General features: G+C 69.5%; 17 protein-coding genes and 2 tRNA genes. 7 read left to right on the forward strand and 12 right to left on the reverse strand.

Annotation, left to right across the window (positions count from 1 at the left end; genetic code table 11):
• Positions 1 to 117: 117 nt before the first annotated feature.
• The gene (locus ACQFZP_RS13250; protein ID WP_211891640.1) at positions 118 to 702 is read right to left on the reverse strand and encodes a TetR/AcrR family transcriptional regulator; all 585 of its coding nucleotides are present in this window, start codon (positions 700 to 702) and stop codon (positions 118 to 120) included.
• 68 nt (positions 703 to 770) lie between these two features.
• On the opposite strand from ACQFZP_RS13250, the gene ACQFZP_RS13255 reads away from it, so the two are divergent.
• The gene (locus ACQFZP_RS13255; RefSeq protein ID WP_211891641.1) at positions 771 to 1,493 is read left to right on the forward strand and encodes a CPBP family intramembrane glutamic endopeptidase; all 723 of its coding nucleotides are present in this window, start codon (positions 771 to 773) and stop codon (positions 1,491 to 1,493) included.
• Positions 1,494 to 1,520: 27 nt separating this feature from the next.
• On the opposite strand, the gene ACQFZP_RS13260 is transcribed toward ACQFZP_RS13255, so the two are convergent.
• From ACQFZP_RS13260 to ACQFZP_RS13270, 3 genes are all read right to left on the reverse strand, one after another.
• The gene (locus ACQFZP_RS13260) at positions 1,521 to 2,687 is read right to left on the reverse strand and encodes a hypothetical protein (RefSeq protein ID WP_211891642.1); all 1,167 of its coding nucleotides are present in this window, start codon (positions 2,685 to 2,687) and stop codon (positions 1,521 to 1,523) included.
• Between the two features lie 43 nt (positions 2,688 to 2,730).
• Positions 2,731 to 3,888 carry a GDSL-type esterase/lipase family protein gene (locus tag ACQFZP_RS13265; RefSeq protein ID WP_211891643.1) on the reverse strand — a complete coding sequence of 386 codons (1,158 nt, stop codon included), beginning with the start codon at positions 3,886 to 3,888 and terminating at the stop codon, positions 2,731 to 2,733.
• A gap of 54 nt (positions 3,889 to 3,942) precedes the next feature.
• Positions 3,943 to 4,015, reverse strand: a tRNA-Arg gene (locus ACQFZP_RS13270).
• 79 nt (positions 4,016 to 4,094) lie between these two features.
• Between ACQFZP_RS13270 and orn the strand changes: the two genes are divergently transcribed.
• A complete protein-coding gene (gene orn, locus ACQFZP_RS13275; RefSeq protein WP_181026934.1) occupies positions 4,095 to 4,715 on the forward strand; it encodes an oligoribonuclease in 621 nt (206 codons plus the stop codon).
• Positions 4,716 to 4,764: 49 nt separating this feature from the next.
• Positions 4,765 to 4,840, forward strand: a tRNA-His gene (locus tag ACQFZP_RS13280).
• Between the two features lie 134 nt (positions 4,841 to 4,974).
• On the opposite strand, the gene ACQFZP_RS13285 is transcribed toward ACQFZP_RS13280, so the two are convergent.
• On the reverse strand, positions 4,975 to 5,940 hold the full coding sequence (locus ACQFZP_RS13285; RefSeq protein WP_307852842.1) for an EamA family transporter: 966 nt from the start codon (positions 5,938 to 5,940) through the stop codon (positions 4,975 to 4,977).
• Positions 5,941 to 6,012: 72 nt separating this feature from the next.
• Between ACQFZP_RS13285 and ACQFZP_RS13290 the strand changes: the two genes are divergently transcribed.
• Positions 6,013 to 6,939, forward strand: a complete 927-nt coding sequence (locus ACQFZP_RS13290) for a LysR family transcriptional regulator (protein WP_211891645.1) — start codon at positions 6,013 to 6,015, stop codon at positions 6,937 to 6,939.
• Between the two features lie 137 nt (positions 6,940 to 7,076).
• Here ACQFZP_RS13290 and ACQFZP_RS13295 read toward each other — a convergent pair whose 3' ends face one another.
• Genes ACQFZP_RS13295 through ACQFZP_RS13305 form a run of 3 tightly spaced genes read right to left on the reverse strand, consistent with a single transcriptional unit; the run spans position 7,077 to position 8,503 of the window.
• On the reverse strand, positions 7,077 to 7,682 hold the full coding sequence (locus ACQFZP_RS13295; RefSeq protein ID WP_211891646.1) for a phosphoribosylanthranilate isomerase: 606 nt from the start codon (positions 7,680 to 7,682) through the stop codon (positions 7,077 to 7,079).
• 50 nt (positions 7,683 to 7,732) lie between these two features.
• Entirely contained in the window at positions 7,733 to 8,185 is a 453-nt protein-coding gene (locus ACQFZP_RS13300; RefSeq protein ID WP_249312493.1) for a class I SAM-dependent methyltransferase, read from the reverse strand.
• Between the two features lie 27 nt (positions 8,186 to 8,212).
• Positions 8,213 to 8,503: a hypothetical protein gene (locus tag ACQFZP_RS13305; protein WP_249312494.1), complete on the reverse strand. Its 291-nt coding sequence runs from the start codon at positions 8,501 to 8,503 to the stop codon at positions 8,213 to 8,215.
• A gap of 58 nt (positions 8,504 to 8,561) precedes the next feature.
• On the opposite strand from ACQFZP_RS13305, the gene ACQFZP_RS13310 reads away from it, so the two are divergent.
• Together ACQFZP_RS13310 and ACQFZP_RS13315 are read left to right on the forward strand one after the other, a co-directional pair.
• Positions 8,562 to 9,002: a cytidine deaminase family protein gene (locus ACQFZP_RS13310; protein WP_211891647.1), complete on the forward strand. Its 441-nt coding sequence runs from the start codon at positions 8,562 to 8,564 to the stop codon at positions 9,000 to 9,002.
• A gap of 45 nt (positions 9,003 to 9,047) precedes the next feature.
• Positions 9,048 to 9,395, forward strand: a complete 348-nt coding sequence (locus ACQFZP_RS13315; RefSeq protein ID WP_179557457.1) for a metallopeptidase family protein — start codon at positions 9,048 to 9,050, stop codon at positions 9,393 to 9,395.
• Between the two features lie 24 nt (positions 9,396 to 9,419).
• Here the strand turns inward: ACQFZP_RS13315 and ACQFZP_RS13320 are convergent, their stop codons facing one another.
• A complete protein-coding gene (locus ACQFZP_RS13320) occupies positions 9,420 to 9,839 on the reverse strand; it encodes a hypothetical protein (protein WP_211891648.1) in 420 nt (139 codons plus the stop codon).
• 85 nt (positions 9,840 to 9,924) lie between these two features.
• Between ACQFZP_RS13320 and ACQFZP_RS13325 the strand changes: the two genes are divergently transcribed.
• Positions 9,925 to 10,536, forward strand: a complete 612-nt coding sequence (locus ACQFZP_RS13325) for a hypothetical protein (RefSeq protein ID WP_211891649.1) — start codon at positions 9,925 to 9,927, stop codon at positions 10,534 to 10,536.
• A gap of 24 nt (positions 10,537 to 10,560) precedes the next feature.
• On the opposite strand, the gene ACQFZP_RS13330 is transcribed toward ACQFZP_RS13325, so the two are convergent.
• From ACQFZP_RS13330 to ACQFZP_RS13340, 3 genes are read right to left on the reverse strand one after another with little or no spacing between them, the layout of a single operon-like run.
• Positions 10,561 to 11,112 (reverse strand): ATP-binding protein, encoded by a 552-nt coding sequence (locus tag ACQFZP_RS13330; protein WP_211891650.1) that lies wholly within the window; start codon positions 11,110 to 11,112, stop codon positions 10,561 to 10,563.
• The gene (locus ACQFZP_RS13335) at positions 11,109 to 11,963 is read right to left on the reverse strand and encodes an energy-coupling factor transporter transmembrane component T family protein (protein WP_104311379.1); all 855 of its coding nucleotides are present in this window, start codon (positions 11,961 to 11,963) and stop codon (positions 11,109 to 11,111) included. Before ACQFZP_RS13335 ends, ACQFZP_RS13330 begins: the two co-directional genes overlap by 4 nt.
• Entirely contained in the window at positions 11,960 to 13,486 is a 1,527-nt protein-coding gene (locus ACQFZP_RS13340) for an ABC transporter ATP-binding protein (protein ID WP_211891651.1), read from the reverse strand. The genes ACQFZP_RS13335 and ACQFZP_RS13340 overlap by 4 nt, the downstream gene beginning before the upstream one ends.
• Positions 13,487 to 13,489 lie beyond the last annotated feature (3 nt).

Below are 13,489 nucleotides of genomic sequence, written 5' to 3' on the forward strand. Positions count from 1 at the left end.
CGTTCGCGGTGGGGGCGGATTCGTGGAGACCTGCGGCGTCGAAGCTCGTCACGACGGCCATTCTTCCAGAGCTGCGGGACTCTCTCCGCCACGCGTCGAATTGCGTCGGGGTCGCGTTCAGGGTGCGAGGTACCTCGCGAGCAGGTCGCCGAGTTCGCTCGCGGCTGCTGCGGCGTCGAAGCTCGGGTCCTCGACGCTGCGCGACAGAACCCCATCGGCGACCACGGCGACCCACAGCGCGAGGCGTTCGGCGGTGAGGTCGACGCGCCAGTCTCCCTGTTCCTGCCCCGCGGAGACGATCGCCGTGAGAGCCCGGTGCTGGAGCGAGGCGGCGTCGGCCAGCAGCCCTTCCACGCGGGCGTCAGTCGGCGCGGCACCGAGCGCCGCCACGAAGCCGGCGAGGTGGGGGTCGGCAGACTCTTCCAGGAGCGCGTCAAGCCAGTCGCGCAATGCGGTCGGTGCGCTATCGGCCGCCGCGTCCGCGAGGGCGTCCGCGCGGAGGGCCGCGTCGGCCGAATCCGCCTGCAGGATGCCGACGAGCAGGTCGATCTTCGTCGGGAAGTAGTGGAAGAAAGTGCCGGAGGAGACGCCGGCGCGGGCACAGATGCGTGCCGTCGTGGCACCCGCGTAGCCGAGCTCGGAGATGAGCTGGTAGCCGGCTCCGACGATCGTCGCTCGCCCCTCGCCTGTTCGTGCCGCCACGTCGGACCTCGCTGCCTGCATCTCGAATCGGCTCTAGAGCAATCACTCTAGAGTGTTTACTCTAGAGCATGGCCGAAACAGCATCCCAGCAAGTCGTGGAGCCCGTGAGACGCGTCAGCATCGGCACGCCCGCGTTCCCGCCACGAGCACGAGACGGCTGGCTCTTCGTCGTCGGCCTCCTGATCTTCTGGTTCCTCTTCAACGGCCCTCCCGCCGGTGAGATCGGCGGCTTCGACCTGCGCTTCGGTCTCGAAGGCCCCGCCTCGGGCAACCCCTGGAAGTGGGCGGGCGCCCTGCTCGTGATCGCCCTCGTCATCTGGGGAGAGCGGCGCGGCCTCACCTCACTGCTCATCACGAAGCCGACGGGCAAGGACATCGAGTGGGCGTTCTACGTCTTCGGCGGCGTCATGACCTGGTCGTGGATCGCCAGCCTCATCGCCCCTCAGGAGGACAACGACGGTGTGGGCACCATCTCGAGCATGAGCGTCGCCGGCGTTGTCCTGCTCATCATCACGGCGGCCATCACCGAGGAGGTCGTCTACCGCGGCTACCTGCAGGAGCGATTTGGCTCGCTCATGCGGTCGAGGTGGATCGGGGCAGCCGTCAGCCTGGCGATCTTCATCGCGCCCCACGTCGTCTTCTTCGGGCCGAGCTGGCTCTTCCACCAGCTCGTCGGGTCGCTGGCACTCGTGGCGTTCACGCTCATCCGTCGCAACCTCGTCGCGACGATGCTGCTGCACCTGCTCATCAACGCGCCCATCCTCATCCCGACGGTGCTGGCGAAGCTGTGATCGCTGCGGCGGGGGCCCTCCGGCTCGTCAGGAAACTGATCGTTGCCGGGCCAGCCACGTGTGGTTCACAATCGCCTTGCTCACGGCCTCGCGGTATGCAGCGCCATCCGGTCCCCGTTTGAGGTCGCGGGAGAAGAACGGCGACTCTTCGCGATGGGGAGACCCGTCGTGGATGCGCTCCGCCAGGTCCGCGAGAAACGCGCGGCCGACCGTCCGATACTGTTCGGCCTCCGCCGCGTCGAGCTGCAGCAGCGCGGAGTCGTCGACCATGTTCGTGACCACGTACCTGGCGTCGAGGAAAAGCTGGCCGGCCTGTTCGACGAGGAACCAGCGCCCCGGCTCGTGGTCGACGTAGTGCATGGCGTCGCGCTCTTCGGCGACGCGGGCGTCGTCGCCCCATTCCTCGACCGGCGGAATCGGGCCGAGCCGGTGCTGCCTGGCCTCGTTGAGCGCGAGGTGGGAGACGGTCGGTCCGACACCGTACTCGAGTGCGATGCAGAGGATGCGCCGGCACGTCTGGCACGTGAGCTGGCTCTCGACGCGCTCCATGAGACCCGACGCGTGGAGGGGCAAGAGGTCACGGATGCTGACCCAGCTGACGTCTTCCTTGAGGACTCCCGACGCCGCCGCATCCGTGATCGCATGCACCGTCGCCTCGACGTCGAGCTTCTCGGTTTCGTCGCGCACCAGGAGCTGACTGCAGGCCGGGCAGTTGTCGTCCTCGGGGCGGCAGGTGAGCCCCGGCTGCTCGACCGTGAACACGAGGCTCTCGAGGTTGCCCGGGTCGTTCCAGCCGCGATGGTCCTTGAATTCGGCCCGCGCGTATCCGCCTTCGAGTTCGAAGTACGGCGTGCCGAAGCCCGCGAAGCGGCGGCGCCCGTTCATCACCTTCTTGAGGTCGTCGAGGGTCGCCGCGTGGTCGGCACCGGGGATCCACTCGGAGAGATTGACAGCGCTGGTCTCCGACGACGTCGGCACCGTGTGCAGGACGACAGCGACCAACGCGTCGTCGTGCAGGATGAGCTCGGCACCCGACGCGAAGCGCACGCGGCGGGACAGCACGGCCGGCTCGCCGAAGGATCGCTCGGTGGCCGTGAACTTCTCGCCACCGAGGGCGTCGATCAGCCGCCGGACGGGCGCATCACGCTCTGCGAGGGCGAGCGCGTCGAGGATCATCGGGAGTCGAGATGCCATGCTCTATCGTCGCAGGCCAGGCTCGACGCCTGGCCGGGGCGGTTCAGGAACGAGCGCTGAACGGACCGTTGGGGCCGAACGCGTAGTCGGCGAAGCGGTCGCCCATGAGCTGGTGCGCTTCGGGGCCCGGGTGCAGGTCGTCCGGCAGCGGCAGTCGCCGCGCATCCGCCTCGCCGTAGAGCTCGGTGCCATCGAGGAAGAAGAGATTCGGGTCGGATGCGCGACGCTCCGCCAGGGCCGCGAGCTCGCGCCGAATGACGCTGAGCGTGAGCCGCCCCTGCGACTCGTCTCCCGGCGCCCCCGTCGCGATGAACTTGACCTTGCCGGTCGCGAATGATGCGGGATCGAACGCGCCGGGCCCGGCCGTGTGCTCGTGGATGCCGCAGAAGATGGGCGAGATGAGAACGATCGGCGTCTCGGGGTGCCCGTCGCGAATCGTGTCGAGGAAGCCGTTGACGGCCGGCACGAACGCCCGCACGCGCATCGCGTCGGCGTTCACGACGTTGATGCCGAGCTTCACGCTGATCAGGTCCGCTCGAGTATCGCGCATGACACGGGCGAGAAAGGGGTCGACCATCGCGCTGCCGCCGAGCCCGAGGTTCACGAGTTCAACCCCGCCACGACGCGCGGCGACTGCAGGCCAGATATCGCTGGGCGAAGTTGCGTTCGAGCCGTGACTGATCGAGCTGCCATGGTGCAGCCACACACGATCGGACACGGTCACGGGCTCGAGAGGCGCGTCCGACCGGAGCTCGATCAGCTCGACCGACTCGTTGTGAGGCAGCCAGAACTCCACGCGCTTGGTCTCGCCAGGTGCAAGACCCTCGATGGTCGTCGTGTGCGATGGCCCCTCGCGGAGCGACATCGCGCCCGTCTGCAGATCGACCTCGACGGCATCACCGCCGGTCAGCTCGTCGCTCGCGAACTTCTCGCCGTCGACGAAGACATCGACGCGCCCCCGCGGCCGGTTGATGCCCGTGTAGACGGACCTGGTCGGCAGCAGCTCCAGCTCAGCCCGCTCGGCGGTTGTATCGGACACCACGCGGACGCCGGAAGGCTGGCTCTCGACCAGCAGCAGCTGCGGGTCCGGGAACTGCGCACGAACGTGTGCGGGGAGCCGGTGCGGCCGCACTCCCTTGTTGGTCTGCTCGAACTCTGCGGCTCCGCGGACGAACTGGGGCGTGGGGTGGGTGACGATCACGTGGAAGCCTCCGGAATCGGGGGGCGGCGGTGGCCGAGGCGCTGCGAGGAAGAGTGCCCCAGGCAGGATTCGAACCTGCGACCGACGGATTAGAAGGCCGTTGCTCTATCCACTGAGCTACTGGGGCGCGATCCCAGCCAGCATAGCGGGCCACGAAACGCTCCACTGGCCGCCACGAGACCCCGGGAATCACTACGATGTCCCTCATGGCTATTGCTCAGGAGCGTCTCGTCTGGATCGACTGTGAGATGACTGGCCTCGACCCGTCGATCGACGAGCTGGTCGAGGTCGCCGCTTTCGTGACCGACAGCGACCTGAACATCCTCGACGAGGGCTTCGAGATCGTCATCTCGGCGAGCGAGGCCGCGATGGCCAACATGGGCGAGTTCGTGACGCAGATGCACACGACGTCCGGCCTCATCGAGGAGATCCCGAACGGCGCCACACTCGAGGCGGCCACCGCTGAGCTCCTCACGTACCTGAAGAAGCACGTGCCCGTGCCCCGCACGGCACCGCTCGCTGGCAACACGATCGGCACCGACCGCATGTTCCTCGCGAAGTACATGCCAGAGGTCGACCAGCACCTGCACTACCGCAACGTCGACGTGTCCACGCTCAAGGAGCTGTCACGCCGCTGGTTCCCCCGCGTCTACTTCCACTCCCCCGACAAGGACGGCGGCCACCGCGCGAAGGCCGACATCCTCGAGTCGATCCGCGAGCTCAAGTACTACCGCAAGGCAGTGCTCGTGCCCGAGCCCGGACCCACCAGCGAGGAGCTCCGAGAGGTCGCAGCCGAAGTGGTGAACGACTTCGCCCAAAATCTGTAATAGACTCTCGTAGTCGCAGGCGAGCGAGAGCACGCAGGCGGCAGACATGGTGGGTATAGCTCAGCTGGTAGAGCGCCTGGTTGTGGTCTAGGAGGCCGCGGGTTCAAGCCCCGTTACTCACCCCATGTTGAAGGCCCCGAGTCCTGAGGACTCGGGGCCTTCGTCGTTGGGCCGCACGTCCCCTCCAGAGAGCGTCCGGCCGCATTCACACGGGAGATGCCGGTTCCCAGTGCCTGGAACTTGCATTCCCCGTGTGCTTCTAGCGAGGCGCGGGGGCCTCGAGTCTGGGTGAGTCCGGGATGGGCGGCTCAGCGAGCGGCGCGTCAGGCGCGCTCGGTACCGGGGCAGGCACGAGCGCCGCGGCGGGCATCCTGCTCGCCCACAGCACTCCGAACAGCACAACCGCGCCGCCGACGAGCTCCAGCGGGCCGGGGCGCTCCCCCAGCACCAGCCACGCCGTGGAGATGCCGACGACCGGCACGAGCATCGAGAACGGCGCGACGACGCCGGCCGGGTGGCGTTTCATGAGCCACACCCAGATGCCGGATCCGAGCACCGTGCCGAGCACGATCGTGTAGACGAGGCCGACCCAGGCGGGGACGGCGGCGACGGTCCAGGCCGTCGCGAGCGACGCCCAGATCTGCTCGGGCCCCTCGACGAGCAGTGAGACGGCAAGCATCGGGATGGGCGGCACCACGGCCATCCACATCGTCAGGTGCAGCGGCTTCGGCGGCTCGGCCAGGCGGCTAGAGATGTTGCCGATCGCCCAGCCGAACGCCCCGATGACGACGAGCAGGAACGGCCACCAGCTGCCTGAGCCGCCGCGTGCCACGCCCACCAGGAGGAGGCCTGCCACCGCGATCGCGATGCCGACCACGCGCCGGGTTGTGAGCTTCTCCCGAAGGAAGATCGCGCCGAGCAGCACCGTGAATGGCGCCGACATCTGCAGCACGAGCGACGCGAGCCCGGTCGGGAAGCCGGCGGCCATGCCCAGGTACAGGCCGACGAACTGCAGGGTGCCGAAGCCGAGCCCGTAGCCGATGAGCCAGCGCAGCTTCACGTTCGGGCGCGGGATGAACAGGATCGTCGGGATCGCGAGCAGCCCGAAGCGCAGAGCGATGAGGAAGAACGGCGGGAACTGCTCGAGCGATGCGTGGATGGCGAGGAAGTTCACGCCCCAGAGAACCGCGACGAGGCAGGCGAGGGCGACATGACGGGGAGGCACGAGATCAGTGTCGGGCGCATCCACCATGAAGCACCAGTGCTGATGCGTGACGTGTCCCTGTAGGCTCCCTTCATGGAGTTCAGGCACCTCGAGCTGCTCAGGGAGCTGTCGATGCGCGGCACCCTCGCCGCAGTCGCGGAGGCCACGCACCGCACGCCTTCCGCCCTCTCGCAGCAGCTGAAGACCGCCGAGCGGGAGTTCGGCGCGCGCCTCGTCGAACCGTTCTCCCGCGGCCTGCGGCTCACGACTGCCGGGCAGATCCTGGCCGACGGCGCGGACGAGGTCGGCAGAGCGCTCGCCGAAGTGCAGGCACGGCTCGAGGCGAGTCTCGGCGAGCCGAGCGGCACTGTGTCGATCGGCGCACTGCCCAGTGCCAGCGAGGCCCTCTTCCCCGGCCTCCTGCGCCGAACGGCAGGGTCGGCCATCGACCTCGAACTCGACGACTTCGACCTCGCCGAGTCCGAGTACGCCGCCAGGACCCTCGACGCCGACATCGTCATCGGACACAGCCTCACCGGTGACGTACCGCGAGGAGCAGAGCATCTGCACACGCGCGTGCTGGCCCGCGAGCCCATCGACGTGGCGCTGCCCTCGACGCATCCGCTCGCCTCCCGGCAGCGACTCGCGCCCGACGATCTCGTCGGCACGACCTGGGTGGGCGTGCCCGTCGGCTACCCGTTCGACAGCATCCTGATCGCCGTCGAGAATGCGACGAGCACGAACCTCGAACGCGTGCAGCGGCTGCGCGACAACCGCCTCGTCGAGGCGCTCGTCGCCGCGGGCTCGGGGCTCGCGCTCCTCCCCCGGTTCACGACTCGACCGCGGCCCGGCGTCGTGCTGCGACCGCTCGATGGCGTTCGCTCGGTGCGCAGCATCGTCGCGTTGGCACGCCCGGACCGCCACGCCCGATTCGCTGTACGCACCGTGCTCGACCACCTGACCTCGGCCGGGGAAGACCTCGAGGCCACGTTCGCGGAGGCTGAGTCACCGCGGTCCTGACCAACTTCAGTGCTCAGACGGGGGCTGCGGGCCGGATGCGCCACCCAGCGGCGCCTTCATCACGCAAGTTGGTCAGGCGAGCTGGACCGGGACGCGTCCTCGGCCCAGCACCTTGGACGTGGAGCGGTTGCGATTCCTCAGTCAGCGCGCTTCGCGGCGGCGACGAAGGCTCGGATGCGCTCGTGATCCTTGACGCCCGGCGATGATTCGACGCCGCTCGAGACGTCGACGCCCCATGGGCTCGCTTCGCGGATGGCCTCAGCGACGTTGCCCGGGTGCAGGCCTCCCGCGAGCAGCCAGCGCCCGTCTGGGCGACGGCGGATGAGTTCCGAGAGGTCCCATCGCTCGCCGGATCCCGGTTTCGGCGCATCCAGCAGCAGGAGCTCCTCGCCGAATGCACCGACGCGCAGCTCAGGGTCGTCGGCGAGGGAGGTGGCCCTCCAGATGCGCGGGAAGATCGCGCCGGCCGCGCGTACTTCCTCGCCCGTGTAAGAGCCGTGGAGCTGGAGCACGTTCGCGCCGACGGCAGCCGCGATCTCGGCGGCGTCCGTGGACGGCATGTCGTGGACCACGAGCACGCGGTCGACACTCGCGGGCACGGACTCGAAAATCTCGGACGCCTCCTCGGGGGTGCGCCGCCTGGGGCTCGTACGGCTCATCACGATGCCGATCGCGTCGGCACCGCTCTCGACGGCGACCGCCGCCGACTCGACAGAATCCAGGCCACACACTTTGACGTACACGCGAGAATCCTAGGCGTTCGGGTCAGCGGGCCGGGCCACGCACCCGACTGTCAGTCGCGAACTGCGGTGAGCCGAAAGCGACGCTGCGTCACAGTGATCGGCTGCGCCGCGTCGAGCCGTCGGAGCTGCTCGACGTTGCTGTCGACGCTGAACCCCGGGACATCCCAGGGGACCAGAGCGAGGTACTCGACGAGCGACAGCGCATCCGCGAACGTCATCTGCCCAGCCCACTCCTCGGCGACACCGATGCGAAACCCCTCCGCCCGCAGGGCCGAGACCGCGTTGGCGAGCGTCACGTGCTCGTACTGGGGTTCGCCACCGAACCATGCTCGGAGCTCGTGCGCGTCCCGGCCATCGACCTGCTGCGTCAGGAACCGCCCGCCGGGAACCAGCACCCTGGCGACCTCGCTCGCATCGAACTCCTCATGACGGGCCACGATCAGGTCGAGGGAGGCGTCGGCGAACGGCAGCGGCTCTCCAGACTCGATGTCGTGCGCATGCACGTCGACACCGAACGGCGCGAGGTTCTCTCACGCGACGGCGACGTTCGGCTCCCACCCCTCCGTCGCTGCGACCTGCAGCGGGGATGCGTGGATGGGCATGGAGCGGATGAGCTCGATGAGCCGCTCGCCGCCGCCCGTGCCGAGATCAGCCATGCTCGTCGCCGTCGTCATAGCGGCCCGGCACTCGGCGTCGAAGTCCCACGGCGGATCGTCGGCCGTCAGGCGCCCGTCCAACGCGGCGAAATCCCAGCCGACCATCTGCGCGCTGGCGTGCGCATCGCGCCAGGCCTTCACCTGTGCATCCGGAGAGCCGTTCACGAGGCCAGGCTACCGAGAACGCGTGCCAGTCCCGCGGCTGCCCTCGTAGGCTTCGGTCATGAGCACCTTCGTTCCGGCGTCAGCCCTGCCCGTCTCCGAGGTCGAGCTGGCCGTCGTCGAAGCCGCGCGTTCGACGATCGACGCGGCCACCGATGCTGGTCCGGACGAGGACGGCATCCACACCGTGGGGGCAGCGGTCCGCTCGGCGGACGGAACGATCCACGTCGGCGTCAACCTGCACCACTTCACGGGCGGTCCGTGCGCTGAGCTCGTTGCTCTCGGCGCGGCCCGAGCGTCAGGTACCCGCGAGCTCACGCACATCGTCGCCGTCGGCAATCACGGGCGAGGCGTCATGAGCCCCTGTCGACGCGATCGGCAGGTTCTCGCCGACCACTACCCCGACATCCGCGTCATCCTGCCCTCACCGGGCGGGTTGATCAGTGTCACCGCGCGCGAGCTCCTGCCACTCGCCTACGACCACGCCGCGCAGCAGGTCTAGCCGTCAGTCGGTGCCCATCCAGCACCCCTGAGCCACAATGGGCGGATGGAGATGTCGCGCGAGGACTTCGAGGCCCTGGTCGTCGACGAGCTCGATGAGCTGCCCGATGAGATGGTGGACGGCCTCGACAACGTGATCTTCGTCGTCGAGGACCGGCCAGAGGACGGCTCCCTCGACCTCCTCGGCGTCTATGAGGGATTCGCTCTCACGGACCGCGGCCAGTACGGCTTCGGCGAGCTGCCGGACCGAATCGTGCTGTTCCGCGAACCGCTGCTGTCGATCTGCGATGACGAGGCGACGCTGCGCGATGAGGTGCACACGACGCTCGTGCACGAGATCGCGCACTTCTACGGCATCGACGACGCGCAGCTCCACGAGCTCGGCTGGGCGTAGGACCAGGCACCGAGGGACCGCTACCTACTCGTAGAGGCTGAGAACGGCGACGTCCTCCGCTGGGCAGCTGGCGGGGAAGTTCTCGTAGTCCTCCGGAGAGTCTCCCGAGCTGTAGCTGCCGCCGCCGTCGATGAACTCGCCCAGCAGCACGACCGCCCCGTTCGGCAGCCTCACGCCAGCTTCGTCCTCAAGCACTTCGGTGCCCTTCGGGAACTGGGTCGTGATGAACTCCGGCGCCTCGGGCTGTCCGAAGGAGATCGACAACCCGAAGCATCCGTCCGCGTTGCGCGTCAGGTCACCGGCAACGATGGCGAGTCCGCTGAAGCCGCTCGATTCAGCTGCCACCCACAGATCGGGATGCGTCGGCGTCGGGGCCGCGCTCGAACAGCCGGTCAGCGCCAGGAGCAGCGCCGCCCCCGCCAGACCCGCTGAGGTGGCTCTCATGCGTTCTTTCTAGCAGTCACCAGCGGAGCAAGCCAGGCGCATCTGCTGCCCGACTTCCATTCGCTTCCCCCGGTACGCTTCCAGGATGCACCCAACGGCACCAGCACGCGAGCCCCTGAGGGTCGGCCGCCTCCTCTGGGGCATCGCCCTGCTGCTGGCTGCCCCGGTCTTCGCGATCTGGATGGCCGTGACCGGTCTGCTCTCGGCGCTCGCCGCCGCCAGCATCACCGGAGAGGCGAGCGCTGCCGTCCCGCCCCTCATCTCGGCCGGTCAGACCCTGCTCTCCGCGTTCGCCTTCTGGGCGATGTTCGTCTCAGTTGGGGCCGGCCTCGTCGTGCTGATCCTGCTCGGGGTGCAGAGCATTCAGGCCGCCCGCCGCCCGCTCGCCGCCTCCGGCCCGAGCTTCAGCTCCGTGCTGTGGGGCTGGGGGCTCGCGATCCCGTTCGCAACGGGCATCGGGGCGCTGGTCGGGATGCTGTTCCGGTCGACCGCCGACAGCATCGGGACCGACCTCTCGCTCGATGCTGGTCCGGGCACCGGCATCAACTATGACGACGCCGTCCACGGCCTCATCACCGGCGGTGCGTGGCTCCTCGTGGCGGTCGTCGGGCTCGCCCTGGCCGTGATCCTCACGGTGCGCTACGTGCGCGCGCGGCGGCAGAGCAAGAACAACGCAAGTGGCCGCAGCACACGCTGAAGCGGCGCCCGTGCGGACGAGGCTTCAGGCGTCGGGCGTGTCCTCGATGACGACGTCGGCGAGCAGGAACGGCGCGTTGCGCCGCCAGTGCTCCCGCTCCTGCGCAGCCCACATCTCCCAGAACTCCTCGAAGACACCGATGTCGCCGGGCCGCGACAGCGCGCGAGGCTTCCGGTGCGCCTCATCGAGCTCGATCCAGACCGCGGTGCTCGCGAGCGGCGCGCTCTCGCGCGACAGCGCTCCGCATCCCTCGATGATGAGTGGTGACGTCGCGTCGATGTCCCGCCACGGGCCGGGTGCATCCGCCGCCCAGTCCCAGCTCTCGTAGCCGGGATGCGCACGGCTCAGCATGTCGCGGTGCACGGCCCGCGAAGCGGCGGCGAGGCCTCCCCAGCCCGGGTAGGCGTCGTCGAGCGACACCAGCTGCGCGCCACCGAATCCGCGCGCTCGGAACTCGTGGAGCAGTTCACCCGCGAGCGTCGTCTTCCCCGACCCTGAGCCGCCGTCGATGAGGACCACCGGCCGCCTGCCACCCGAGTCGGCGAGCACCCGGTCGAGCAGCGCTGCCGCCCTCATGCGCTCCCCACCAGCCGGTACGAGCCGAGCGCGACGGCCACCGCGACGGCGACCGCGGCGATCCCCACGGCGGCGAAGACGAGCACGAGGTCTCGCCAGCCGAGCCTCGATGGCCGCGCCCAGGTGCGTGCCACGTCTTCTGCTCCGAAACCGCGCGCCTCCATGACGGTGGCGAGCGTCCCCGCCCTCCTGATCGCGAGTGCGAGGAGGGCGAACGCCATCGTCATCAGTCGGCGGACGGCCCCGGAGTCGCCCAGGCCGCGAGCGCGCCTGGCCTGGCTCATCGCCGTCCAGTCGTCGCGGAACACGGCAAAGAGGCGAATACCGGCGAGCGCCGACACGACGAACCTCGCTGGCAGATGCGCAACCTGGGCGAGCCCGTCCGCGAGTCTGGTCGGGTCGATGCGGCTCAGCGCGACGAGGGTCGGCACACCGATCGCGAGCACGCGCGCGCCGACGGCGATGGCGAGCTGGATGGAGTTGTCAGTGATGTTGGCGTACAGGAACTGCCCGTAGCTCTCGCCTCCCGGCTTCGCGTACAGCAGCATGCTCGTGGCTGAGACGGGCGCCGCGATGAGCAGGATCCAGCTCGAGCGCAGGATCTCCACTGGGCGCACGCCGGCGACCCCGAAGGCGACCATCGCGAGCACGAGGGCGGCCAGCGCCGAGACGATGTCCAGCGTCGTGAGCAGCGGAATCGAGTACAGCACGGCGGCGAGGAAGGGCGTGACCGGGTTGACGCGGTCGAGGAACCTGCCGCCGACGGGCAGCACCTCGAGCGGCACGCCGTCGCTGTCGACCTCCACCGACCTCGCCGGCTGAGCACCCGCCGGGGCGATGCCGCCGCTCATGCAGGCACCTTCTCGTCCTTGCGGTCGTGCGCGCCGATGCGGATGCACTGGTCGCCGAGCACGCGCACGAGCTGTTCGTCGTGGGTCACGGAGACCAGCGCGTGTCCTTCGGCGACGAGGCGAGCCATGATGACGACGAGTTCCGTCCAGGTCCTGCGGTCCTGCCCGAAGGTCGGCTCGTCGAAGATGAGGACCCGAGGCGCCGTCGCCAGCACCGTCGCGACCGAGAGGCGGCGCTGCTCGCCGCCGGAGAGCGTGAAGGGGTGCGCGTCCGCGAGGTGGGTGAGGCGCAGCGCGGCGAGGAGCTCGTCGACGCGCTGGCTCGTCTCGCGCTTGCCGCGGCCCGCCGCATCCGGGCCGATTTCCAGCTCGCGGCGCACGGTCCCCGCGACGAACTGGTGCTCGGGCTGCTGGAAGACGGTGCCGATGCGCGTCAGGAGCTGCCGTGAACGCCAGGCGGACGGATGCGGGCCCGCCGGAGGAGCCGTACGGAAGCGACCGAGCCCCCAGCCGCCGCGGCGCGCACCCGCGTCATCGCCCGCATCCCGGAGCGCCTGCGTCGCCCGCACCTCGCCCTCCACGGGCGTGAGCAGTCCGGCGAGCGTGAGCGCCAGCGTCGTCTTCCCCGCCCCATTGGGGCCCAGCACAACCGTCGACTCCCCCGCGCGCAGGGTCGCCGACAACTGCGTGTGCAGGGCATGGTCGGCCCGACCGAAGCCGAGCCCGTCGGCGATCAGCAGCTCCTCCCCAGGCGAGAGAAGGGCACGCGGCACGTGCGGTTCGTGGCCGCCGATCCACACGCCGGCGGCGAGCAGCGACTCGCGGTGCTGCTCGAGGACCAGGTCAGGGGTGCCGTCGGCGAGGAGATGCTGCTCGCCCCCGAGCACGACGACCCGGTCGACGCTCGAGCGCCACACGTCCACCCGGTGCTCGATGACGATGAGCGTCGCGCCGGACGCCTCCGCTGCGCGGACCACCGCCTCGCGCACCTCGTCCACTCCGGCCGGGTCGAGGTTCGCGGTCGGCTCGTCCAGCAGGATGAGGTCGGGGCGCATGGCGAGGACACCCGCGATCGCGAGCCGCTGACGCTCCCCGCCGGACAGCTGTGCCGTCGACCGATCGAGGGGCATCCGCAGTCCGACGGCGTCGAGCGCCTCGCGCACCAGCGCCCACGTCTCCGCCCGTGGGACACCGAGGTTCTCGCAGCCGAACGCCACGTCGTCGCCGATACGGGCGAGCACCGTGTTCGCCTGCGGGTCCTGCAGGACGAGACCGACCGTGCCGCGTGCATCGCTCGGGTGCTTGCCATCGACAAGCAGTGAGCCAAGCTCCTGCCCGTCATCCTCATGATCGCCGAGCACCCCCGCCAGGGCGGCCAGGAGCGTGGACTTGCCAGCCCCCGACGGCCCAAGCAGCAGCACAGCCTCGCCAGGCTCGATCGTCAGGTCGAGCTCGGCGACGGCCAGCTTCGCCCGGTCGGCGTGGCGCCAGCCCCACCCCCTCGCCTCGACTCTCGCGCCCACGAG

Origin of the sequence: Pseudoclavibacter sp. Marseille-Q434 (assembly GCF_050315415.1) — a bacterium.
Lineage (GTDB): Bacteria > Actinomycetota > Actinomycetes > Actinomycetales > Microbacteriaceae > Pseudoclavibacter.